This window comes from Pantoea sp. SOD02 (genome assembly GCF_024707505.1).
Taxonomy (GTDB): Bacteria; Pseudomonadota; Gammaproteobacteria; order Enterobacterales; family Enterobacteriaceae; genus Pantoea; species Pantoea symbiotica.
In genome coordinates, this window is sequence record NZ_CP102605.1 from 280407 (window position 1) to 302927 (window position 22521).

The 22521-nt window shown below is 56.3% G+C and carries 22 protein-coding genes; 10 read left to right on the forward strand and 12 right to left on the reverse strand.

From position 1 onward, the window contains the following. Nucleotides 1–276 precede the first annotated feature (276 nt). Nucleotides 277–588, forward strand: coding sequence for a barstar family protein (locus NR302_RS20810; protein WP_258145697.1), 312 nt, complete (start codon nucleotides 277–279; stop codon nucleotides 586–588). 161 nt (nucleotides 589–749) lie between these two features. On the opposite strand, the gene NR302_RS20815 is transcribed toward NR302_RS20810, so the two are convergent. From NR302_RS20815 to NR302_RS20870, 12 genes are all read right to left on the reverse strand, one after another. Continuing rightward, nucleotides 750–1277: a GNAT family N-acetyltransferase gene (locus NR302_RS20815; RefSeq protein ID WP_374990658.1), complete on the reverse strand. Its 528-nt coding sequence runs from the start codon at nucleotides 1275–1277 to the stop codon at nucleotides 750–752. A gap of 119 nt (nucleotides 1278–1396) precedes the next feature. After that, a complete protein-coding gene (locus NR302_RS20820; RefSeq protein WP_258145698.1) occupies nucleotides 1397–2245 on the reverse strand; it encodes a VOC family protein in 849 nt (282 codons plus the stop codon). A gap of 23 nt (nucleotides 2246–2268) precedes the next feature. Then, on the reverse strand, nucleotides 2269–3420 hold the full coding sequence (locus NR302_RS20825) for an amidohydrolase (protein ID WP_258145699.1): 1152 nt from the start codon (nucleotides 3418–3420) through the stop codon (nucleotides 2269–2271). Between the two features lie 2 nt (nucleotides 3421–3422). After that, complete coding sequence (locus NR302_RS20830) at nucleotides 3423–4520, reverse strand: alkylhydroperoxidase domain protein (RefSeq protein WP_258145700.1); 1098 nt, start codon at nucleotides 4518–4520, stop codon at nucleotides 3423–3425. A gap of 87 nt (nucleotides 4521–4607) precedes the next feature. Then, the gene (locus NR302_RS20835; protein ID WP_258145701.1) at nucleotides 4608–5597 is read right to left on the reverse strand and encodes a putative FMN-dependent luciferase-like monooxygenase; all 990 of its coding nucleotides are present in this window, start codon (nucleotides 5595–5597) and stop codon (nucleotides 4608–4610) included. Next, complete coding sequence (locus NR302_RS20840; protein ID WP_258145702.1) at nucleotides 5594–7204, reverse strand: ABC transporter ATP-binding protein; 1611 nt, start codon at nucleotides 7202–7204, stop codon at nucleotides 5594–5596. Before NR302_RS20840 ends, NR302_RS20835 begins: the two co-directional genes overlap by 4 nt. Next, nucleotides 7201–8049: an ABC transporter permease gene (locus NR302_RS20845; RefSeq protein ID WP_258145703.1), complete on the reverse strand. Its 849-nt coding sequence runs from the start codon at nucleotides 8047–8049 to the stop codon at nucleotides 7201–7203. Before NR302_RS20845 ends, NR302_RS20840 begins: the two co-directional genes overlap by 4 nt. Further along, complete coding sequence (locus tag NR302_RS20850) at nucleotides 8046–8990, reverse strand: ABC transporter permease (protein ID WP_258145852.1); 945 nt, start codon at nucleotides 8988–8990, stop codon at nucleotides 8046–8048. Before NR302_RS20850 ends, NR302_RS20845 begins: the two co-directional genes overlap by 4 nt. 12 nt (nucleotides 8991–9002) lie before the next feature. Continuing rightward, a complete protein-coding gene (locus tag NR302_RS20855) occupies nucleotides 9003–10625 on the reverse strand; it encodes a TIGR04028 family ABC transporter substrate-binding protein (RefSeq protein ID WP_258145704.1) in 1623 nt (540 codons plus the stop codon). 224 nt (nucleotides 10626–10849) lie between these two features. Then, nucleotides 10850–12136: a TRAP transporter large permease gene (locus tag NR302_RS20860; protein ID WP_008108821.1), complete on the reverse strand. Its 1287-nt coding sequence runs from the start codon at nucleotides 12134–12136 to the stop codon at nucleotides 10850–10852. Between the two features lie 12 nt (nucleotides 12137–12148). Beyond that, nucleotides 12149–12655, reverse strand: a complete 507-nt coding sequence (locus tag NR302_RS20865) for a TRAP transporter small permease (RefSeq protein WP_258145705.1) — start codon at nucleotides 12653–12655, stop codon at nucleotides 12149–12151. Between the two features lie 48 nt (nucleotides 12656–12703). Beyond that, the gene (locus NR302_RS20870) at nucleotides 12704–13681 is read right to left on the reverse strand and encodes a TRAP transporter substrate-binding protein (RefSeq protein WP_008108819.1); all 978 of its coding nucleotides are present in this window, start codon (nucleotides 13679–13681) and stop codon (nucleotides 12704–12706) included. A gap of 370 nt (nucleotides 13682–14051) precedes the next feature. Here NR302_RS20870 and NR302_RS20875 point away from each other — a divergent pair, with 370 nt between their 5' ends. From NR302_RS20875 to NR302_RS20915, 9 genes are all read left to right on the forward strand, one after another. After that, entirely contained in the window at nucleotides 14052–15047 is a 996-nt protein-coding gene (locus NR302_RS20875; protein WP_179452703.1) for an MsnO8 family LLM class oxidoreductase, read from the forward strand. Between the two features lie 22 nt (nucleotides 15048–15069). After that, on the forward strand, nucleotides 15070–16227 hold the full coding sequence (locus NR302_RS20880; RefSeq protein ID WP_258145706.1) for an amidohydrolase: 1158 nt from the start codon (nucleotides 15070–15072) through the stop codon (nucleotides 16225–16227). Nucleotides 16228–16309: 82 nt separating this feature from the next. Further along, complete coding sequence (locus tag NR302_RS20885) at nucleotides 16310–17623, forward strand: LLM class flavin-dependent oxidoreductase (protein WP_258145707.1); 1314 nt, start codon at nucleotides 16310–16312, stop codon at nucleotides 17621–17623. Between the two features lie 18 nt (nucleotides 17624–17641). Further along, nucleotides 17642–18574, forward strand: coding sequence for an ABC transporter substrate-binding protein (locus tag NR302_RS20890; RefSeq protein WP_258145708.1), 933 nt, complete (start codon nucleotides 17642–17644; stop codon nucleotides 18572–18574). Nucleotides 18575–18583: 9 nt separating this feature from the next. Further along, nucleotides 18584–19096, forward strand: a complete 513-nt coding sequence (locus tag NR302_RS20895) for a GNAT family N-acetyltransferase (protein ID WP_258145709.1) — start codon at nucleotides 18584–18586, stop codon at nucleotides 19094–19096. Between the two features lie 9 nt (nucleotides 19097–19105). Then, complete coding sequence (locus NR302_RS20900; RefSeq protein WP_008108808.1) at nucleotides 19106–20032, forward strand: amino acid ABC transporter permease; 927 nt, start codon at nucleotides 19106–19108, stop codon at nucleotides 20030–20032. Continuing rightward, the gene (locus NR302_RS20905) at nucleotides 20016–20810 is read left to right on the forward strand and encodes an amino acid ABC transporter ATP-binding protein (protein WP_008108807.1); all 795 of its coding nucleotides are present in this window, start codon (nucleotides 20016–20018) and stop codon (nucleotides 20808–20810) included. The genes NR302_RS20900 and NR302_RS20905 overlap by 17 nt, the downstream gene beginning before the upstream one ends. Continuing rightward, nucleotides 20810–21715 carry an ABC transporter substrate-binding protein gene (locus tag NR302_RS20910; protein WP_258145710.1) on the forward strand — a complete coding sequence of 302 codons (906 nt, stop codon included), beginning with the start codon at nucleotides 20810–20812 and terminating at the stop codon, nucleotides 21713–21715. Before NR302_RS20905 ends, NR302_RS20910 begins: the two co-directional genes overlap by 1 nt. 329 nt (nucleotides 21716–22044) lie before the next feature. Continuing rightward, on the forward strand, nucleotides 22045–22410 hold the full coding sequence (locus tag NR302_RS20915) for a hypothetical protein (RefSeq protein ID WP_258145711.1): 366 nt from the start codon (nucleotides 22045–22047) through the stop codon (nucleotides 22408–22410). Nucleotides 22411–22521: the final 111 nt, after the last annotated feature.

A 22521-nucleotide genomic window follows, 5' to 3' on the forward strand; every position in this document is an offset into this window, starting at 1 on the left:
GGATAGTGAATGTCTACGGGAACGGGGTCACTCCATTTGAACAACCTTAACGTTCATTAACATGAGGACACAACCTCTAAGGCTGCCTTGTGGACTCAGGAGGATTATCATCAATTACAACTGGCGATTATTTAAGTCCGCTCTTGTTACAAAGCGGCCAAACCCTAAGAAAAAGACGTCGGCTATGAGCGAATTGCGGAAGTTGACAATTGTTAAAACCGTTAAGGTTGACATCTTTTGTATTTTCGTGAGTTGATTTACAGGTAGAAAGTTAAAGTGAGTGAACAGAAAATGAGAGTTAATGAATTTTATTTGGATGGAGCATACGTCCTATCTGAAAAAGAATTTCATTCTATTATTTCTTTATCTTTAAACTTTGGACCCTACTATGGCAAAAATCTTGATGCATTGTGGGACCGCCTTAGCACTGATATTGAAAGGCCAGTAAAAATAATATGGTTGAATTCCGAGCTATCCAGGGTGGGCCTTGGCAATTATTTCGACAAAATAATCGAGGTTTTTGAAAGGGTAAAACTGCAAGATCTGAATTTCAATTGGGAAGAAAAATTCGATTATGAATTGCAATAGCCCGCGCTAGCAGGGCTTTGGTCTGCTCCGCATTAGCCAATGCAAGACGGGCTTCACAATGTCTGCTCTTGGCACAAAGCGGACATCTCTTTGTTTGTTCGGTTTGAATATGGCTAAGACGTTAATTAAAACTGATCCCGATCTGAGTTGATAAAAAGGTATTACAACCCATATTCCCCACGCAGCAACCCAAACACCCAATCGTTATGCCACGCATTTCTCAGCCAGTAACTTTCCCGCAATTCGCCCTCTAATTTAAAACCGACTTTTTCAAGCAGTCGCCGTGAAGGCATATTGCCTGCGGTGACGGTGGCGCTCAAACGTCGAATGCCGCCGTCGCTGAATGCATAGTCACAAATCGCGCGAAGCGACTCATGTGCATAACCTTTGCCTTGCGCTTCCGGTGCGAACAGAAAGCCAACTTCGGCGCAGTCATTTTCGCGATGAATATAGCCGCTGACGCCGATGCGATTACCTGACTGTTTTTCCCGCACTACCAGACACAACCAATGCGCGCTGCGTGGCGACCAGATCGGCAATCTTGCTGTGAAATCGGCGTGAATTTTTTCTTCAGATTTTGTATCGGAAACGTAATGCATGACCTGTGGCGAGAGCTGGAGCTGACGGAAGAAGGCCCAGTCGTCTTCGGTGATCTGCGAGCCGGTGAGTCTGAGGGTTTCAATGAACACGTTTGACATCAAGTTCACCTTCATTGGTGCATTGAGAAGAAGAACCTACTTTAACCAGGTCGCCATAAATGACGACCCTACAAAATCACGTAGGGTTGCCATTTATGGCAACCTGGGAATCACAACTGGAACCGCAACGCCACGCCAAATGCCTGCTCGGCAGCGACAATAATCGCTGACGCTTCCTCGCGGAAAGGCACGTCGCCGAGTAGCAGGCTGGCTTTCACCTTGCACAAATCCGTGGTGCGTAAGCTCAATCCTGCCATGCGTGCACTGCCGTCGTAATCAATCGGTAATCCGGCGAAGCGTTGCGTGACGTATTCCGCAGAGGCAAAGCGCACCGTCGCCACGCCCGCTTTGAGCACAAACGCGCCTTCCTGACAGGCTGTGAGCTTATCGGCACCAAACAAGCGGCTGTATGGCTGCGCGGCGGCGGCGGGATCCTGCGCGACTACTACGAATTCGACGATATCACTCACGCCATTGGGATGGACGCGCCATGCGTCCTGCCACACCGAATCCGGCGTGTCATGCTGGCAAAAAAAGCTGCGGCCATTCGCCACCAGCGACGGGCGCAGCCGCACGGTGCGGAAACGCGCTTCCTGCTCGGTGCCGTCCGGTAATGTCACGGGGCGGAAAAAGCTCGCGGGCAGATCGCCGTCGATGTCCTGGCTCTCCAGATAGCGCCACACCGCGTCGGCATCCTCGGTTTTCCACACCAAACCGCTGAGGCCAATCGGCGACTGCCACAGATCCTGGCGCAGATTGCCGCGCCCAGCTTCAAACCCCAGCAGTTCCAGATAGTTATCACCAAAAATTGCCAGATGATTACTGGATCCGAGCGAGTGATGGCCGCGCTCTGTCAGCTGAAATCCCAGGCGACGAAACAGCGCGCTGGCGTCATCCAGCTGACTGGCAACGTTGATCACCACATGGTCGAGACGTGGAACAGGTACAGAAATCGCCATCGGTTTTCTCCTTGCTCTCATGGTCACGATGCCAGCGCCTGTTGCTGGCGCAACGTCAGCAGCGCGCGCTGGGCCAGTTCGGTGAAGTAATGCACCGCCGGTTCAAGCATCGCTTCGTCCGGATCGAAACCGGCGTGATGCAGGCCAAATTCACTGGCGCTGCCGATGCTGACGAACGCGCCTGGCAGCTGCTGCAGATAGAAGGCGAAGTCTTCGCCGCCCATTTGTGGCGTGCCCACTTGGGTTTGATAGCCTTGATCTGCTGCCAGTTCCAGCGCGAAATCGGCCCATTGCGGCGTGTTGAGCAGCGAAGGCGGGCCTTCCTGCCACACCAGCTCCGCCTGAGCGCCAAATCCGGCGGCGATGCCATTTATCAACGCTGTGATTTTCTGCGGGATCTGCGCGCGAATCGCCGCGTTGTGGGTGCGCACCGTGCCTTCCAGTTCCACCGTTTGGGGCAGCACGTTCCAGCTGTTACCCGCCGTAAAACGTGTCACGCTGACAACCACCGATTCCAGCGAACTGAACACGCGGCTCGGCAGCGTTTGCAACGCGGTGACGATGTGGCTGCCAATCACGATGCTATCAATGCCTTCATGCGGACGCGCGGCGTGAGCGCCTTTGCCGGTGATATTGATCTGGAAGCGATCGACGTTGGCATAATAAGCGCCGCCGCGTGTACGCAGCGTGCCGGTCGGCAGATCCGGCGCGTTATGCAGGCCGAAAATCGCCTGCACATCTTTTAGCGCGCCCGCCGCCAGCAGCTGTTTCGCGCCGGTGAAAATCTCCTCGGCAGGCTGAAACAGAATGCGCACGCGACCAGGCAGCTGGGATTGGATGCGTTTCAGCTGCTGCGCGACGCCCAGCATTACGCTGCTGTGCAGATCGTGGCCGCAAGCGTGCATCACACCCGGCTGCTGAGATCGCCACGCGTGATCGCTTTGCTCGTCGATGGGCAGGGCGTCGATGTCGGCCCGCAGCGCAATCAGCGGTTCGCCGTGACCAATTTCTGCCACAACACCGGTTTTCAGCTCCAGCGGCAGCAGCTTGACGTTCAGTTCCTGCAGCCAACGGGTAAGGCGTTCAGTGGTGGCAAATTCCTGATCCGATAGCTCGGGATACTGATGCAGCTCGCGTCGCCAGCGCACCAGCTGTTGATGGGAAAGATCCGTCATGGTCATCCTTGTGTGTGTTCAGGTAAGAAAGGTTCGCCAAGCGTCAGCATCAGGCGGTTCGCCCAGGCGAAGAAGGCGGCGGATTGAATCAGGTCCAGCAGCTCCAGCGTGCTGAATCCCTGATCGCGCAGCGCCTGCAGCTGTTTCAGGCTGGTGGCGGCAGGCGTGATCGATAAGGTGGCGACCAGATCGATCTGCGCCGCCCAACGGGCCGATTGTCCGTGCGACAGCTCAGCGCCAGGCGCGACATTGAGCAGCTTCTGCACCGCCGGTTCATCTTTCGACAGCTGGCTGGCTTTGCGTGCATGCACCGAGGCGCAGTAGATGCAGCCGTTGACCTTGCTCACCACCGTAGCGGCGAGTTCACGCTCGGCGCGCGAGAGTCCGCCAGCGGTATAGAAGATGCCTTTATCGGTCAGCGTACGCTGCTCGAGCAGCGGCTGATTGCGGCCTAGCAGGCGGAAGTAATCGGAGTCGCTATGGCCGAATTTCGCCAGCGTTGCCTGCTCTTCAGCGCTAAATTCATGCAGCGGTTTCGCTGCCAGCCACGGTTCCCAACCCAGTTCCTGTTGGGTAAAGGCGGTGAGGGCGGTTTTCCCGCTGACGGTGAGCGGCGCATCGTGCCATTTACCGGCAACTGCATGCGGCTGCGACGCCGTCTCTTCGCCGTTGAGCAAACGCAAACCCGCGAGTAAGCGGCTCTGGAAGCTGACAAAGGCAATCAGCTGAGCCAGCGTGACGATACCGCGCGGCGACCAGCCGGCAGTTTGCAGTTTCTCGATGTGCTGCGGTGCGGCATCAACCGGATGCAGGCTCAGCAGTTCGGCAAATGCCAGACCCGCAGCGAAGCGTGCGTTGTGCGGCTGATCGTGCTGGCGGTAATGCGCTTCAAGACTTGACGCACCATGCCAGGCCGCGACCTGCGCGGCGAGGGCGAAGCGTTCTGCTAACGGCAAATCTTCATCATCTTGCGAAAACAGCACATCGTAGCTGCCTTGCGTATGCTGCGTGGCGGCATGACGCTCGGCGCGGGCTTGTGCCAGTTCAGACGCGGGATCGATATCCGCTAGCGCGGCCAGTAAATCTGTGGGTTGAGACATGCAATTCTCCAGTTTAACGTTAGAAGGTCGCCATGAATGGCGACCCTACAAACCCTTGGGTCGCTATTTATGGCGACCGCTAATGACCTAGCCACGCAGCGCGGGCGCAATATGTTCGGCAATCAATTCGATGGAACGCAGAATGTCGGCGTGTGGCGGATCGATAGAGTGCACCTGGAAGCTGATATCGGTGACGCGCTGCAGCGACGTATCGGCGAGCAGCGATTGCCGCACCTGCTCGGCATCGCCAAAGTGCGCATCCAGCTGACGCGCCTGTTCGTCCAGCGTGTTGCCAATCACATGTCCTGATTCGCGGAAATGCTGCGCCTGGCGCTGCAAACCCGGTTCGGCAAGGCGGCGCGCGTAGTCACGGGAATCGGCGACAAAGGCGGTGCGCGATGCCAGAATGCGCGGCGCAATGCCCGCCGGTAATGCCGCCAGATAGGCATCGATCATTGGGTTCTGAATCTGATCCAGCGGCAAATCCGGCTGGCCCGCTGGACGCGGCTGGGTGCGAGATAGCATCAAACCGTGCCCGGCTTGTCCCGCGCGCGCGGCGCCTTCCACCGAGAAGGTGGCGATCCACACGCGCTGCGCCAGCGTCGGCGCAGCGGGATAAAGATGATTATCCGGATGTCCCAGCGTATCGCCGCGCCAGGCGCTCAGCAGCTGATGCAGATGATCGGCAAACACGCTGGCGCGCTGGTCGATGGTGATGCCGAACGGCAGAAACGAGATGGCGGTGCCGCCCGAACCTAACCCGACTTCGAGGCGACCGTTGCTCAGCAGATCCAGCACCGCCGCATCTTCGGCGACGCGCAGCGCGTTCTCCATCGCCAGCGTGATGATGCCAGTACCAAGGCGGATGGTGCGAGTGTGAGCGGCAACGTGGGCCAGAAACAGTAGCGGCGACGGCAAGCCACCTTCTTTCTCGTGAAAGTGGTGCTGCGCAATCCACGCGCTATCAAAACCGTTACGCTCGGCGTGCTGAATCTGCTCGGTTGCCAGGCGATAGCGCTGCTGTGCGTTAGTGTCATCCAGCAGGCGGGTGAAAAATCCAATGCGTTTACGCGTCATGCAGACTCCTTAATCAGCGGACGGAAAGCGGGAATCGCGTCAATCAGCGATCGGGTATACGGATGCTGAGGCGCGTTAAATAGCGTGACGGTGTCACCTTGCTCCACCACTTCACCGGAGCGCAGCACGGTGACGCTGTGGGCAATACGGCGCACGGTGGCGAGGTCATGGGTAATAAACAGATAAGTGAGGCCGAGCTCGCGTTGCAGCTGTTGCAGCAGTTGCAGAATCTGCGCCTGCACCGTGACATCCAGCGCCGAGGTGGCTTCATCCAGCACCAGAATCGCCGGTTGCAGAATCAGCGCGCGGGCGATGGCTACACGCTGACGCTGGCCGCCGGATAACTCACGCGGTTTGCGCGTCAGCAACTCCAGCGGTAACGCTACGCGCTGCGCCACGGCGGCGACGCGTTCCCGGCGCTGCGCGCTGCTGAGTTTCTCAAAGTTACGCAGCGGTTCCTCAATGATGGCGAACAGCGTCTGGCGCGGATCGAGCGAGGCAAACGGGTTCTGATACACAAACTGAATCTTGCGGCGCAATTGGCGTTGCGCTTCACCGCGCAGCGCGGTGGCGTCGATGCCATCGATCACCACGCGGCCGCTGTCGGCCTGCTCAAACCCTATAAGAATGCGCGCCAGCGTGGTTTTCCCCGAACCGGATTCGCCGACTAGCGCGTGCGTGGTGCCGCGCGCCACCGTGACGCACACCTCTTTCGCCACCTGTAGCTGCTGCTGGCGACCGAGGGAAAACTGTTTATTGATGCCGGAGAGCTGAATCGCCGGTGACGAGAAGTTGGCTTGTGTCGGCACCGACAGCGCGCTGTCGCCCGGATCGGCATCCTTTAATAGCTGCCGCGTATAGGCATGTTTTGGCGCGTTGATCACCTGCGCCGCCGGGCCTTGTTCCTGCACTTCGCCATGACGAAATACCAGCAGGCGATCGGCACGTTCTGCCGCCAGCGCCAAATCGTGCGTGACAAACAGCACTGCGGTGCCAGATTCGCGGCGCAACACATCCAGCAGATCGAGAATGCGTTTTTGCACCGTGACATCCAACGCGCTGGTGGGCTCATCGGCAATGATGATCTGCGGACGCAGGGCGAGGGCGATGGCAATCAGTACGCGCTGTTTCATGCCGCCGGAAAGCTGATGCGGATACTGCTTGAGGCGCTGTTCCGGATGGCTCAGCCCTACTTTTTGCAGTAGCTCCAGCACGCGTTGCTGACGTTCGGCTTTGCTGATTTTCAGGTGCAGCTGCAGCATTTCACCGACCTGATCGCCGATGGTTTTCACCGGATTGAGCGAGTTGCCCGGATCCTGCGGTACTAAGCTGATGCTGACGCCGCGCAGGCTATCAAGACGTTTTGATGACCAGCCAGCGATATCGGTGCCGTTCAGCACAATCCTGCCGCTATCACGGCGGCCGTTTTCCGCCATCAAACCAATAATCGCCTGCGCGGTGGTGGTTTTGCCGGAACCAGATTCACCGACCAGCGCCACCATTTCACCGGGCTGCAACTCAAAGCTGACGTTGTGAACCACCGCGCGCCACTCGCCGCGCTGGCGATAGCTGAGGGTTAAATTTTCAATGGCTAATAACGCGCTCATGCGTCACCTCCGGCCAGTTGACGGCTGATGCGGTTAGCGGCCAGCACCACGGCGACCACCACAATGCCGGGGAAGGTGGTGAGCCACCACGCGGTCGCCAGATAGTTACGTCCTTCGGCGATCAATAATCCCCATTCTGGCGTTGGCGGCGGCGTGCCGTAGCCGAGAAAGCTCAGCGTCGACAGCGCCAGAATCGCCTGACCAAACTGCAAAGCGGCGAAGGCGATCACCGCCGTCAGCGAGTTGGGTAAAATGTGACGCCACAACACGCGCCAGAAACTGCCGCCGCTGCCGTAAGCCGCTTCGACGAATTCACTGCGGCGCACGCGCACTACTTCGCCGCGCGCCAGGCGGGCAAAGTTGGCAATCGATGCGATGCCCACCGCCAGCGCGGCGTGAACTGTGCCGAAGCCCAGCAGAATCAGAATACTAAGCGACAGCAGCAGCGAGGGAATTGAGAGCAGCACATCAACCAGGCGCATCAGCCAGTTTTCGGTGCGACCGCCAATCGCGCCCGCCAGCACGCCGAGCGTAGTGCCGCCAATCAGCCCCATCGCCACGGCTGCGACTGCCGCCGACAGCGACTGCGACGAACCATAGATAATGCGCGTGTAGAGATCGCGGCCCAACTGATCGGTGCCGAGCCAGTAAGCGGCCTGCGGCGGCAGACGCTGCGCGCCGGGCACGCCTTCGGTCGGGCTGAAATGCGTAAACAGCTCAGGCACAAACGCCGCCAGCAGCGCCAGCAGCATCACGCTCCACGCCAGCCACAATCCGGGCTGGATGTTGAACACGCGCGGGGTGCTGATTTTTTGCCGTGCAGTTGAGTAATCGACAAGGCTCATTGGTGGCCTCCGGCAATGGATTGCAGACGTGGATCGAACAGCGGCATCAACGCATCGACCAGCAGGTTTATCAGCACAAACGCCAGCGCCGAGATCATCACCACCGCCTGTAACACTGCGAGGTCCTGATTATTCACCGCCTGCTGCGTCAGCTGGCCGACGCCGCTTAGGCCAAACACCGTTTCGGTAATCAGCGCCCCAGCAATCAGTTCGCCGAGCAGCAAACCGGCCACGTTGAGCACCGGCAGCAGCGCATTGCGCATCACGTGGTGCCACAGCACATGGCTTTCGCTGGCACCTTTGGCGCGCGCCACCGCCACGAACGGCTGGGTAGAAACCTGATCGATGCTGCGCAGCAGAATCTGCGCCAGCGGCGCGGAGATCGGGATTGCCACGGTAATCACCGGCAGAATCAAACCCTGCAGCGCCGAAGGATTGATCACTGGGATCCAGCGCAGCTGGAAGGAGAACAGCTGAATCAGCGCGATGCCGAGCCAGAAGGTTGGTAGTGAGATAAACAGCGCCGGTACCGATTGCAGCACGGAACGCAGGAAGCGCAGCGCTGGCAAGCGCGATAACGGCGCCAGCGCGAACGCGATAATCGTTGCCAGCGCAAAGCCGAGCAGCGCCAGTTGCAGCGTGACGGGCAGGTTGCTGATCAGCTGTTCGCTGACCGGCACGCCCGCCTGCACCGAGTAACCAAAATCGCCGCGCAGCATCGCCAGCAGCGTGTGCACGTACTGCTGCCAGAGCGGATTATCCGCGCCATAAGCCAGTCGCATTTCGGCGATCTGATCTGGGCTGAGGCCCAGATCCGGGTTCTGAAACTTGATCAGCACCGCATCGCCGGGCAGCACCTGCAGCAGAAAGAACGACAGGGTAAACGCTGCCCACAGCACCAATACGCTTTGACCCACTCTTCGCAGCAGTGAACGTTGCATCATTAACCTGCCTTAGTGTTTTTCCAGCCATGCGCCGTAGAACGACGGACGACCTACGGCTTCAAAATTCACGCCTTTTAGCCACGGCGCACCGGCAAACACCTGCGGTTCTTCAAAGATCGGAATCACATACGCCTGATCGAGCAGATAGCGCTGCGCATCGCCGGTCACCGCCAGACGTTTCGCCGGGTCGACTTCCGAGGAGATAGCCAGTAACAGCGTATTCAGCTTGTCGTCGCGGAAGTTCTGCACCTTGTCGCTGGAGCCGCCTTTCTGCAACAGCGCATCGCGGTTTGTTGGGTAGAACTGGCTTTTCACCACGTCAGGATCGGCGCGGCCTACTTCGGAAACGGTAAGCGGGGTTTTCAGCGGATCGAGGTTATCCAGCACGCGGCTGCCGGCATCACCGGCTTTCACCGCCAGCGCGACGCCCACCTGACGCCACTGTTGTGCCACCAGCTGCAGCACCTCTTTGTTTTGCGGCTGCGGCAGCGATTCATAAATGGTCAGCGCCAGTTTCTTGCCATCCTTCTCGCGGATGCCGTCGCTGCCCGGTTTCCAGCCTGCTTCATCCAGCAGTTTTTTCGATAGCGCAGGATCAAATTTCAGCTTGTCGGCCAGATTGACGTAACCGGCCGCCGAAGTGGCGATCACCGAGGTAGCCTGGGGATAGTTCGGTGAGAACAGGGTTTGCACCACCTGCTGCGCGTTGGTGGCGTGCAGCAGCGCCTGACGTACTTTCACATCGCTGACCAGCGGGTTATCCGGGCGGAAGCTGATGCTGTCGTTGACGCCACGCGTGGGTGCCGCGTAAATCGGGAAGTTTTGCTGCTGCGCCTGCTTTTCGTCGTAGGCTTGCACCTGACGAATAAAGTCGGCCTGTCCAGCCAGCAGCGCGCCGATGCGCACGCTGTCTTCCGGCGTGACGATGAATTTAATGCCGTCGAGATTGGCTGGACCTTGCTGGGCGAGATTTTTCGGGCCCCATTGGTAATCTTTGCGCGCGGTTAAATCGACTTCGCGCCCGAGTTTTTCATCGCTGACCACAAACGGACCGGAACCGATAATATGACGCGCATCGCCGAGTTGATCGAAGCTACGTTGCAGCGTGCTGAGAGAAACTAATCCCGATCCAATCGTTGCGGTGCCCTGTAAAAAACCCGGTGACGGTTTTTTGAAATAAAATTTCACCGTCTGAGGATCAATAACTTCACTGCGATCGTAATTATTAATCACTTCGGATACCGGCAGGCGCTGGGCTTTATTTCCCAGACCGTAGGTATCAAAGTTTTTGGCTACCGCATTGGCATCTAAGGGCGTGCCATCGGAGAAGGTGACTCCGGGACGAATTTTAAAGGTATATTCAGTTTTATCGGCGTTGCTGCTCCAGCTTTCGGCAATCCAGGGTTCAACTTGTAATGTTTTTGGATTCTGCCACGTCAGTTTATCGGTGATTTGATTCAGAATTCCGCCATTGGGATAAAAGCCACCGGCAGGTGGATAAAGGTTGGTATGCGCCTGTTGTTCGAGATAAACCAGCGTGCCGCCTTTAACCGGCGTATCCGCCGCGTGGGCACTAAAAATCCCTGATAGCAGGGCCAAACTCAACGCCTGCAAGTGAAAATGCTTAGTCATGGTGTTTCCCTTTTTTATCAATAGCCCGACGGGCGGTTTTCATCATTGAATGCCGCACACGGGAGTTGAACCAAGGAATTGCACTAAGCTTTGCCGAAAAAAATAAATAGAAGTTTAGATCGCCAATTATGGCGACCTGATTATTGCGGAACATATATTGAGGTCGCCATAAATGGCGACCCTACGGTGATTTTTTCGTAGGGTGCGCATTCATGCGCACCTTTTTACATCACGCCCATCAAACGCGGTAACCACAGCGATATCGCCGGAATATAGGTAATCAGCATCAGCACAATAAACAACATGCCATAGAAGGGCAGCATGGCGGATACCACTTGCTCAATCTTTTGTTTGCTCACTGCGCTGGCGACAAATAATACCGTGCCGACCGGTGGCGTAATTAAACCGATGCCCAGGTTGGTCAGCATAATCATACCGAAATGCACCGGATCGACGCCTAACGCGGTGGCCACCGGTAACAGTACCGGGGTCAAAATCAGGATCAGCGGTGCCATGTCCATTAGCGTTCCCACCACCAGCAATAGCAGGTTGATACACATCAAAATCACATATTTGTTGCTGGAGAATTGGGTAAAGGCTTCGGTAATGATGGTGGGTAATTGCATAAAGGTCATCACCGCACCGAAACCGGCTGCGAAGGCGATCAACACCATCACAATAGTCACCGTTTTGATGGTGCGGAATACCAGAATATGCAATTGCGTCCATTTGAAATCACGGTAAATAAACATGGTGACAAAGAACGCCCAAATGCAGGCGATGGCCGCCGATTCTGAGGCAGTGAAAACACCCGAAAGAATCCCGCCGAGAATGATGAAAATGGTGAAAAGGCCCCAAAACGCATCGAAGAAGATTTTCAACGCCTGCTTATAAGGGATGCGCTCGCCTTTGGGGTAACCACGTTTACGCGCAAAGCCCAGGCACATGACCATCAAACAGAAACCCAGCAGCAGGCCGGGAATGATCCCGGCGACAAACAGGGAAGAGATGGTGACAACGCCGCCGGTGGCGAGCGAATAAATCACCGAGTTGTGGCTGGGCGGGGTTAATACTGCTTGTACCGAGCCGCTGGCGGTCACCGCTGCGGCGAAATCACGCGGATAGCCTTTCTCCTCCATCTGCGGAATCATCACCGACCCAATCGAGGCGGTATCCGCTACCGAAGATCCCGAAATCGCGCCAAAGAATGTTGAGGCGACAATATTCACCAGCGACAAACCGCCGCGAATAAAGCCTACGAAAATATAGGCAAAGTTGACCAGCCGTCTCGCAATGCCGCCTTCCGCCATGATCGCGCCAGCCAGAATAAAGAAGGGAATGGTCAGCAGCGAAAACTTATTGATGCCGTTGGTAATCTGAATCACCACCGCTTCCAGCGGTAAGTCGATCCACCATGCGCCGATAAAGGCGCTCAATCCAACGGCGAATGCCACCGGGAAACCCACCAGCAGCAACACCACCAAACTGCCTATCAAAATCAGTGCGTCCATTTTCTTCTCCGCTTAGTGGGTGCCGCCAAGAGTCACGATGGCGCGTTGGCTTTGATCGCCATTAATTAATCGCTCAATCACAAACAACAGCGTAAAGATCGCGCCAACCGGAATCGGCAAATACATTTCGCCGTAGGTCACCACCGGCAATGAAGCCAGCGTTTGCACCCACATCGCTTCACACAGGTTGTAACTGGCGCGGAAAATCACCAGACAGGTGATGATCATCAGCGCATCAGACAACTTCAGCAGCCAGCGCTGATTCGCTGGCGAGAGCCGGTCAGTCATCATCGAGACACAAATATGCGTACCGGCGCGGAACCCGACTGGCGCACCAATAAAGGTAAAGATGATCATGCAAATGATGGCGACCGGCTCTGGCCAGGATAACGCGTCGTTCAGCACATAGCGTGAGAAAATCCCGATGGGAATCACCGTTACCATGATCAGCAAGGCAACGGCGGCAATCGCCGTGCACAGCAAATAAAGCCCATCCATCAGACGAGAATATGCAGTCATAATGTTTACCTGGTTAAAACGCCACGCAGGCACGTGGCGTAGGGAGGATTACTTCACATCAGCAATTTGTTTCATCAAATCCTGATATTTGCCGCCAAACTGATCGCGCACCGGCTGCGTGGCTTTCATGAAGGTTTCACGGTCGGTTTCCTGGAAGGTCACGCCACCGGCTTTCATCTTCTCGATGGATTGTTGGGTGTAGGTTGCCCAAAGCTGACGTTCTTCCTCCTGCGCCTCTTTGCCTAATTTCTTCAGCAACGCCTGGTCATCCGCCGAGAGACGATTCCACAACGGTTTGGAGTAGAGAATCATTTCAGGCTGAATGAAGTGGCCAGTGAGCGTGTAGTACTTCGCAACGGGCATATAGTTGTGGGCGACAAAGGTGGGCGGGTTGTTTTCAGTGCCATCGACCACGCCGGTTTGCATGGCGCTAAACACTTCGCTCACGCCCATGGCGACCGGATTCGCTCCCATCGCTTTCAAGGTCGCCAACGAGATCGCACTGTTTTGCACGCGGATCTTCATGCCCTTAAGATCTTCGGGTTTGGCGATCGGTTTTTTGGTGATCATGTTGCGCACACCAGCGTCGGTCCAGCCGAGGAAAATCATGCGGGCGTTGGGATCGTTATCGAATTTCTCAACGATATTTTTCCCGATATCACCATCCAGCACCTTGTGCATATGGTCCTCATCGCGAAAAACATACGGCAAGGTTAATACGCTGGTTTCCGGCGCGATGCTGGTGACCGGTGCCAGCGATACGCGAATCATATCAATCGCGCCCAGTTGTACCTGTTGCAGGGTTTGGTCTTCATCACCCAACACGCCACCGGCGTAAACCTTCATTTCTAACCGCCCGTCAGTGGCTTTTTTCAGCTTCTCGCCCATGTGTTCAAGTGCCACCACGGTGGGATAACCCGCTGGTTGTACTTCGGCTACTTTGATGACTTTAGCGGACGCCACAGCAGGGCAAAACGCTGCCGCAGAGGATAACGAAACTACCAGAAGTAATTTTTTAAACGTCATGCTTTTTCTCCAGCTAAGGGGGAGGCAGGAAGGTGCGGCGCATTGATTTTGTCGAGAGGTGCCGCGTGGTGCCAGCATAGAGAAAATAGTGGCTGGAAAAATAAGGGAATTGCGATTGGATGAATTGCGTCACATTTTGAAACGATGTTTTAATAATTTTATATTGAATATCACATTTTCAAAACATCGCCGCAACAATCCATATTTAGCGGGGATAATTGTGTGTTTTCAAAGGAGTTTAAACCAAACGGTCCAATCTATCTCCCTGATATGCATAAAGTAAATATAGATACGACAATATCATGTTTTACGAACCCGCCTTCTGCGCCACACACTACTCGCCATATTCATGACGAAAAGGATAAGGCGCATGTCATACCGACTGAGTTTGCTGGATAAATCGCCGATTGCTGATGGAGAGACAGCCAGCCACGCGCTTCACCGCACATTACAGCTGGCGCAGCAGGCGGAAAGCTGGGGTTATCACCGCTTCTGGTTGGCGGAACACCACAATAGCGATCGTCTGGCGAGTCCGTCGCCGGAACTGCTGATCGCCTGGATCATCGGCCAGACGCAACATATTCGCGTCGGCTCCGGCGGCGTGATGCTGCAACACTACAGCCCGTACAAAGTGGCGGAAAACTTCAACTTGCTGGCGTCATTAGCGCCGGGACGCATTGACGTCGGCGTCGGCAAAGCGCCAGGCGGCTTGCCGCTTTCGACGCGTGCGCTGCAGCTTGGCGTGCATCTGCAAGAGAAAGGCAGCTTCGCCGAACAGTTGACGCTGCTGGATAGCTGGCTGCAAGTGCCGCCGGTGGGCGATGAAGAGATTCTGCGCGCCACGCCGCAGCCGCCGCGTCCGGCTAATCGCTTCCTGCTGGGTGCCAGTGAAGAGAGCGCCAAACTGGCGGCGGAACTCGGCTGGCAGCTGGTGTTTGCCGCGCATCACAACGGCGATCCGCAATTAATGGAAAAAGTCCTTAACAGTTATCGCCAACACAGCAACGGCCAGCGCGCGCTGGTGGCGGTGCAAGTGGTGGTGGCAGATTCTCCGGCGGAAGCCGATCTGCTGGTAGATAACCTGCGCGTGTATCACGTCAGCGTGAAAGATGGCCCCAGCGTCAACGTCGGCAGCGTCGAGCAGGCCGAACGTTACGTGCGTCAGGGCGGTTACAGCGATTACGTGATTGAACCGCGCACGCCATCGCTGCTGAAAGGCACCGCCGCGCAGGTGCATGCCAAGCTGGATGCGCTGCATCAGCATTTCGGCATTGAAGAGTTCGTGATTGATACGCCGGTGGCTGAAGAGCAGGCGCGCGTGAAATCACTCGAACTGCTGGCCACTCACCGTTTAGTCACGGCTTGATTTGCTGCTTACGGAGGCAGGTATGACGCAATTTAGCGAACATCAGCTGATTGACTGGCGACGTGAGCTGCACAGCTGGCCGGAGTTATCCGGTCGCGAAGTCGAAACCACCGCGCGCCTGCGTCGCTGGTTACAGGATGCCGGTTTGCGTCTGCTGGATTATCCGCTGGAAACCGGCGTGATCGTGGAAGTGGGGCGCGGCGACAAGCTGATTGCGCTGCGTGCCGATGTCGATGCACTACCGATTCACGAAGCCACCGGACTTGCTTACCGTTCGCGCAACAGCGGCGTGATGCACGCCTGCGGCCACGATGTACACAGCGCCGTGATGCTCGGCGCGGCCTTGCAGCTGAAAGCCGTTGAAGATCAATTGCCTGGCCGCATTCGTATTCTGTTCCAACCGGCGGAAGAGAACGCCACCGGCGCACGTCAGATGATCAATGCGGGCGTGCTGGACGGTGTGCAGGCGATTTTCGGTATGCACAATGAACCCGGTTTGCCGACCGGCACCTTCGCCACACGCGGCGGCGCGTTTTACGCCAATGCGGATAAATTTATCGTGCGCGTTTCCGGCAAAGGGGCGCACGCCGCGCATCCGGAAGAGGGCGTGGACAGCATTGTGGTCGCCAGCCAGATCATTCAGGCGCTGCAATCGCTCACCAGCCGCAGCTTCAACACGCTGGACAGCTTGGTGCTCAGCGTTACGCGCATCGACGCCGGAAAAACCTGGAACGTGCTGCCCGGCGAGGCCGAATTTGGCGGCACGGTGCGCACCCATGACAAACAGGTGCGCGCAGAGCTGGAACAGCGCGCCCGCACGCTGGTCGAGAACATCGCCGCCGCCAACGGTGCCAGCGCCTCTTTTAGCTGGCATCCCGGTCCGCCGGTGCTGGAGAACGATGCGCGTTGGGCGCAGTTTGCCAGCAACGTGGCGCAGCAGGCGGGCTACCGCGTGCAGACCGCTGAGCTGCACCTCGGCGGCGAAGATTTCGCTTACTACTTACAGCAGATCCCCGGCGCGTTTGTCAGCATTGGCAGCGCGAGCGAATTTGGTCTGCATCATGGCGGCTTCAACCCCGATGAAGCGCTTATTGCCCCCGCTGCACACTACTTTACGCAACTGGCTCAGCAAGCGTTGCAGCACCTCAACGCGCGATGTCGTGACGCCATTCTGAACTAGCTCGATTCACTGATTTCATTCTGATTCTGCACGGCGACACGATGTCGCCGTCAGGCTGCGCTTTGGCAAAAGAGAGAACATTATGACTGCAAGACAACTGCGATTGGGCACCATTCTGCATGGCGCATCCGGCAATATGTCCGCGTGGCGTCATCCGGCGGCGCTGGCGGATGCCAGCATCAATTTTGATTACGCCAAACACATTGCACGCAAGGCGGAAGCGGGCAAGCTGGATTTCCTGTTTGTTGCCGATGGCCTGTTCATCAACGAAAAATCGATTCCCCATTTTCTCAATCGCTTCGAGCCGCTGACCTTGCTGTCGGCGCTGGCGGGCGTTACCGAGCATCTCGGTTTGGTCGGCACGGTTTCCACTTCGTACAGCGAGCCGTTCACCGTGGCGCGGCAGTTTGCCAGCCTCGATCATCTGAGCGGCGGCCGTGCGGGCTGGAACGTAGTGACCTCGCCGCTGGAGGGATCGGCGAAGAACTTCTCGCGCCAGCAGCACCCAGAACACGCGCTGCGCTATCGTATCGCCGACGAGTATCTGCAAGTGGTGAAAGGGCTGTGGGATTCGTGGGAAGGCGACGCTTTCGTGCGGAATAAACAGAGCGGCCAGTTCTTTGATCCCGAGAAGCTGCACACGCTGAATCACTACGGCGATTTCTTCCAGGTACAAGGACCGCTGAATATCGAACGCACGCCGCAAGGCCGTCCGGTGGTGTTCCAGGCGGGCGCATCAGAAGATGGCCGCAAGCTGGCCGCTAAACATGCCGACGCCATCTTTACCCATCAGCCCACGCGCGAAGAGGCGCAGGAATTCTACCGCGATGTGAAAAAACAGCTGGTAGCGAATGGTCGCGAGCCGGGCGATCTGCATATTTTCCAGGGCGTTGGCGTGATTGTGGGCGACAGTGCGGAAGACGTGGAGCTGCAGTATCAAACCACCGCTGCGCTGGTTTCCATCAAAGATGCGCTCAACTATCTCGGTCGCTTCTTTGATCATCACGACTTCTCACAATATCCGCTCGATGAGCCGTTCCCGGCACTCGGCGATATCGGTCAAAACAGCTTCCGCAGCACCACCGACGAAATCAAACGCAAGGCGCGCGAGCATGGCCACACGCTGCGTCAGGCGGCGCTGGAAGCCGCCACGCCGCGTCCGCTGTTTCACGGCACGCCAGAGCAGGTGGCCGACGGTTTGCAGCTGTGGTTTGAGAGCGAAGCGACCGATGGTTTCATCATTCAGGGCGGCACGCCAGATACCTTCGAACGCTTTGTCGATCGCGTGGTACCGATTCTGCAAGCGCGCGGGTTAACCCGCAGCGAATATCCCGGCACCACGCTGCGCGCCAGCTTTGGTTTGAAAGATCCGGTTAATCAATACACACAAAAATAAAACACGAGAAAAAACGCTATGCAGAAAAAATCCCTTATCGCGCTGCTGTTGCTGGGCATGAGCAGCGCTGTATTCGCCGAAGATGTGGCGGTGAACGGTCAGAACGTCAGTGTTGAAGCCAACAAAACGCCGGTCAACACCGCGAAGAATGACGCCGCAGTCGCACAGATCCCAGCCGGACATCGCTTCGCCGTGCCGGGTTCGTTCACCGTGGCGGTGGCCGCGCTGAATTCGCCGCCATTAACCGTATTCAGTGATGACAACAAAACCCTGCTCGGCAGTGAAGTAGATATCGCCCGCTTAGTCGCCGACAGCCTGGGTTTGAAACTCAACGTAGTGCCAACTTCGTGGGAAGACTGGCCGCTGGGCGTGGCTTCAGGCAAATACGATGCGGCGATCAGTAACGTCACCGTCACTAAAGAGCGCAAAGAGCGCTTCGATTTCGCCACCTATCGCAAAGATTCACTTGGTTTTTACGTCAAATCCAGCAGCCCGATTAAGGCGATCACCAAAGCGGAAGATATTGCCGGGCTGCGCATTATCGTCGGCTCTGGCACCAATCAGGAGTCGATCCTGCTGGCGTGGGATAAAGCCAATCAGGCCAAAGGATTGAAGCCGTTTACGCCGGTGTATACCAAAGACGATGCGGCACAAACGCTGGCGCTGCAGTCTGGTCGCGCGGATGCCTTTTTTGGTCCGAACGTGATTGGCGCATGGAAAGCTGCGCTGACTAAGCAAACGCGTTTGGTTGGCAGCGTTGATGGCGGCTGGCCAAAAGCGGCGCACATCGCGGTAACAGTGAAGAAAGATGGCGGCCTGGTGCAGCCGATCAACACCGCGCTGAATGGCGTAATCAAAAACGGCGATTACGACAAGGTGCTGAAGCGCTGGGGTGAAGGCGTTGAGCGTATCGACAGTTCCGAGATCAATCCGGCCGGATTGGGCGATTAAGGAGGCCGCATGAGCGAGCAAATGTTCCGTGAAGTGTCACCGGAAGCGCCTGAATTGCAGCCGATTTTGACCGGTCTGTTTGGTGAATACAGCGCGCGCTACGGCGCGTTCTTCACCAGCCAAAAAGAGGTTGAGCTGACCGAATGGTATTTGCCGCCGCGTGGGCTGTTTATCGTGCTGGAGCGTGACGGCGAGATCATCGCGATGGGCGCGTACAAACCTTATGACGCGGTGACCGCCGAGTTTAAACGCATCTGGACGCGCAGCGATCTACGACGTCAGGGATTGGCGCTGCTGATTCTGCAGGAACTGGAGCGTCGCGCGCTGCGTGCAGGCTACCAGCGAGTGTTTCTCACCACCGGTTTCCGCCAGCCGGAAGCGGTGAAGTTGTATATCGGCCACGGTTATCAGCCGCAGTTTGCGCTGCTGGAGGATATGGAAGTCTACAGCCAGCCGCCACACGATGGACGCTTGCGCTTCCTGAAAGTGATTGATGTGCATAGCGTGGCGCAGGCCAGCTAAGGAGTTGTTATGAGTAATGAACCACAACGTTTAACCGTGGTGCCGGCGCGTTATCCGGCACGTACCGTCGGCGCGATTGTCGCGCTGTTTATTCTGGCTAGCGTAATTGATTCGGTTGCTTTCAACCCGCGCTGGGAATGGGGCGTGTTCGCCAAATGGTTTTTTGATCCGGTGATCCTCAGCGGTTTGGGGCAAACGCTGTTACTGACGCTGTTTGGCACCATTCTCAGCCTGATTTTTGGCGGATTGCTGGCGCTGGCGCGCCTCTCTTCATCGTGGCTGCTGAGTACGCTGGCGTTCGGCTATATCTGGCTGTTCCGCTCGCTGCCGCTGATTGTTGTACTGATCATCCTCTACAACTTCTCGTATTTGTACGACACGCTGTCGCTCGGCATTCCGTTTACCGCGCTGTCGTGGGGCCACTTCCAGACCATCAACGTGCTCGGCCAGTTCCCGGCGGCGGTGATTGGTTTGACGCTGGTGCAGAGCGCTTATAGCGCTGAGATCATTCGCGGCGGCTTTTTGGGTGTCGATCACGGCCAGTTTGAAGCAGCATCTGCGTTGGGATTATCCTCCACGCGTCGCACCTTCCGCATTATTCTGCCGCAGGCGCTGCGCGCGATTATTCCCACCACTTTTAATGAAATCATCAGCCTCGCCAAAGGCACCTCGATGGTATACGTGCTGGCGATGCCGGAACTGTTTTACACCATTCAGATGATCTACAACCGCACGCAGCAGGTGATTCCGCTGCTGATGGTCGGTGCGGCCTGGTATCTGATCATCACCACCGTATTGTCACTGCTGCAGCACAGCGTTGAGCGCTGGCTGGCGCGCAGTGTCACCCGTGAACCGCAGCCGTCGCGCTGGCGTCAATGGCGTAACCGCAGCGCCAAACCTGCAACCGAGGAGCTTTCCCATGTCCGAAGCCATTGATTACCGCAATCTGCATAGCGCTGGCGCCATTAGCATTACCGGCGTGAGCAAGTCGTTCGGCAAACTGAAAGCGCTGGATGATGTGTCGCTGGAGCTGGAACCGGGGTCGGTGACGGTGATTCTCGGGCCATCCGGTTCGGGTAAATCGACGCTGCTGCGCACCATCAACCATCTGGAGCGCGTCGATGAAGGTTATATCCAGATCGATGGCGATTACATCGGTTATCAGCGGCGCGGCGACAAACTGTATGAGCTGAAAGAGAAGGCGATTCTGCGTCAGCGCATCAACGTTGGCTACGTGTTCCAGAACTTCAATCTGTTCCCGCATCTGACGGTGCTGGATAACCTGATCGAAGCCCCGATTGCGCATCGTCAGCTGTCGCGCCGTGAAGCGATCGATCGTGCCGGTGAGCTGCTGGATGTGGTGGGTTTACGCCACAAAGCCGATGCCTGGCCACGCCATTTGTCGGGCGGCCAGCAGCAGCGTATCGCGATTGCGCGAGCCTTGATGCTTAACCCACGTGTGATGCTGTTTGATGAACCGACGTCGGCGCTCGATCCCGAACTGGTGGGCGAAGTGCTGGATGTGATCAAAAAGCTGGCGCGTTCCGGCACCACGCTGGTGATCGTGACGCACGAAGTCGGTTTTGCGCGTGAAGTGGCAGATAACGTGGTGTTTATGGTCGATGGCCGCATCGTCGAGCAGGGCAGCAGCAATCAGGTATTGAATCAGCCGCGCCACGAGCGCACCAAACGTTTTCTGGCGCGGGTACTTTAATGGAACGAGTGATTATTGCGGCGTTACTGACAGTGATGTTTAGCGCGCCTGCCATCGCAGCAGAAACGCTGGATGCCAAAAATAATGAAACGCCGATCAATATTGCGGCGAATCCACAGGCTATCGAGAAAATTCCGGCGGGTTTTCATTTTGTTAATCCCGGCTATTTAACCGTTGCCACTACGTCAATGAATTCGCCGCCGATCGGGTTGTGGGCATCGGATAATAAAACGCTGATTGGCAGCGATCCGGATATTGCACGTTTGCTGGCGGACAGTTTGGGCTTAAAACTGAAACTGGTGCCAGCTGCCTGGGAAGATTGGCCGCTGGGCATCACCGCCGGACGTTACGACGTGGCGATGTTCAATATTGCCGTTACCGAAGAGCGCAAAAAGAAGTTCGATTTCGCCACCTATCGCGCGGATAACCATGCATTTGCGGTGAAAACCAACAGCGCGATCACCGCGATCAAAGGCCGCGAAGACGTGGCCGGTAAGCGCATCATCGTCGGTTCGGGCACCAATCAGGAACGGATTTTACTCAGCTGGGATGAGAAGAACCGCGCGCAGGGTTTAGCGCCGGTGCAGCCGATCTATCTCAACGATGATGCTGCGGCTACGTTGGCGCTGCTGTCCGGGCGTGCCGATGCCTCGTTTGGTCCGCAGGCGATGGCAGCATGGAAAGTTGCTTCGCGCGGGCAAACCAAAATCGTCGGCCACGGGCCTTTTCGTGCGTGGGTGGCGGTGACCACTAAAAAAGGCAATGGATTGGATGTGGCGCTGCAACAGGCGATCAACGGTGCGATTGCCAGCGGCGAATATAAACAAGTATTGGCACGCTGGGGCGAACAAGAAGAGGCGGTGGAAACCTCGCAGGTCAATCCGCCGGGGATTGTTTATCAGTGATTTTCTAATACGCCTAATTTTGCGAGAAAGCTCACGATGTAAAAGTTGTGAGCTTTTTTTATTTCATTAGGATTTAGGCTGGCTCACATTTATTTGTAGGTGGGTTGTTACTGGCTCTGTTAATTAATTGTCTTCTTTGTTTTTTTGACAATTATTTTAAATTTCTTATTCAATTCACTAATGTTTGTGAAAAAAACAAGTGCTAAGATGTTCACGGTCTTGGGCGAGTGCGGTGTTTAACGTTTACCATTGCAAAAGGGAATTTGATTGTATGGGCTACCGTCAACCTGCATTACCCAATCAAAGATGGAAACGATTGGGGTGAAATAATGTTAGCTGAACCGTTAAATAAAAGTGTTATCAATTATACGTGCCGTCAACGTAAACGCAAGCAGGGCGGACAACCATCGAGCGGAGGTAAAGGAATGCAAGAGCGTGTTAAAAGGCTGGAAGATCAGGTTACTACGCTGGTCTCTGATGTGGCGGTAATCAAGTCAAATTATGCGACTAAGGAGGATGTGGCTGCGGTTAAAGCGGATGTGGCGGTGATCAAGTCCAATTACGCCACTAAGGAGGATGTTGCGGCGATAAAGGTCGATTTGTATAAAGCGATGATCACACAAACCAAATGGATGGTGACTACCCAGTTTGTAACCTTAGGCGCGGGACTTTCTCTTGCGAAACTGCTGTTTTGAATTGTATGTGATGGAACGGTCGCCATGAATGGCGACCCTACGAATATATAACGCGGTTTTGTAGGGTGCGCATTCATGCGCACCTGGTCGCCATAAATGCCGATCGTACGA

Excerpts from the sequence above, each read along its gene's own strand:
- NR302_RS20870 (WP_008108819.1), bottom strand. The coding sequence starts at position 13,681 with ATGACGTTTAAAAAATTACTTCTGGTAGTTTCGTTATCCTCTGCGGCA.
- NR302_RS20895 (WP_258145709.1), top strand. The coding sequence starts at position 18,584 with ATGAGCGAGCAAATGTTCCGTGAAGTGTCACCGGAAGCGCCTGAATTG.
- NR302_RS20900 (WP_008108808.1), top strand. The coding sequence starts at position 19,106 with ATGAGTAATGAACCACAACGTTTAACCGTGGTGCCGGCGCGTTATCCG.
- NR302_RS20875 (WP_179452703.1), top strand. The coding sequence starts at position 14,052 with ATGTCATACCGACTGAGTTTGCTGGATAAATCGCCGATTGCTGATGGA.
- NR302_RS20915 (WP_258145711.1), top strand. The coding sequence starts at position 22,045 with ATGTTAGCTGAACCGTTAAATAAAAGTGTTATCAATTATACGTGCCGT.
- NR302_RS20835 (WP_258145701.1), bottom strand. The coding sequence starts at position 5,597 with ATGACGCGTAAACGCATTGGATTTTTCACCCGCCTGCTGGATGACACT.
- NR302_RS20910 (WP_258145710.1), top strand. The coding sequence starts at position 20,810 with ATGGAACGAGTGATTATTGCGGCGTTACTGACAGTGATGTTTAGCGCG.
- NR302_RS20885 (WP_258145707.1), top strand. The coding sequence starts at position 16,310 with ATGACTGCAAGACAACTGCGATTGGGCACCATTCTGCATGGCGCATCC.
- NR302_RS20880 (WP_258145706.1), top strand. The coding sequence starts at position 15,070 with ATGACGCAATTTAGCGAACATCAGCTGATTGACTGGCGACGTGAGCTG.
- NR302_RS20890 (WP_258145708.1), top strand. The coding sequence starts at position 17,642 with ATGCAGAAAAAATCCCTTATCGCGCTGCTGTTGCTGGGCATGAGCAGC.
- NR302_RS20865 (WP_258145705.1), bottom strand. The coding sequence starts at position 12,655 with ATGACTGCATATTCTCGTCTGATGGATGGGCTTTATTTGCTGTGCACG.
- NR302_RS20840 (WP_258145702.1), bottom strand. The coding sequence starts at position 7,204 with ATGAGCGCGTTATTAGCCATTGAAAATTTAACCCTCAGCTATCGCCAG.
- NR302_RS20855 (WP_258145704.1), bottom strand. The coding sequence starts at position 10,625 with ATGACTAAGCATTTTCACTTGCAGGCGTTGAGTTTGGCCCTGCTATCA.
- NR302_RS20905 (WP_008108807.1), top strand. The coding sequence starts at position 20,016 with ATGTCCGAAGCCATTGATTACCGCAATCTGCATAGCGCTGGCGCCATT.
- NR302_RS20825 (WP_258145699.1), bottom strand. The coding sequence starts at position 3,420 with ATGACGGATCTTTCCCATCAACAGCTGGTGCGCTGGCGACGCGAGCTG.
- NR302_RS20820 (WP_258145698.1), bottom strand. The coding sequence starts at position 2,245 with ATGGCGATTTCTGTACCTGTTCCACGTCTCGACCATGTGGTGATCAAC.
- NR302_RS20850 (WP_258145852.1), bottom strand. The coding sequence starts at position 8,990 with ATGCAACGTTCACTGCTGCGAAGAGTGGGTCAAAGCGTATTGGTGCTG.
- NR302_RS20860 (WP_008108821.1), bottom strand. The coding sequence starts at position 12,136 with ATGGACGCACTGATTTTGATAGGCAGTTTGGTGGTGTTGCTGCTGGTG.
- NR302_RS20845 (WP_258145703.1), bottom strand. The coding sequence starts at position 8,049 with ATGAGCCTTGTCGATTACTCAACTGCACGGCAAAAAATCAGCACCCCG.
- NR302_RS20830 (WP_258145700.1), bottom strand. The coding sequence starts at position 4,520 with ATGTCTCAACCCACAGATTTACTGGCCGCGCTAGCGGATATCGATCCC.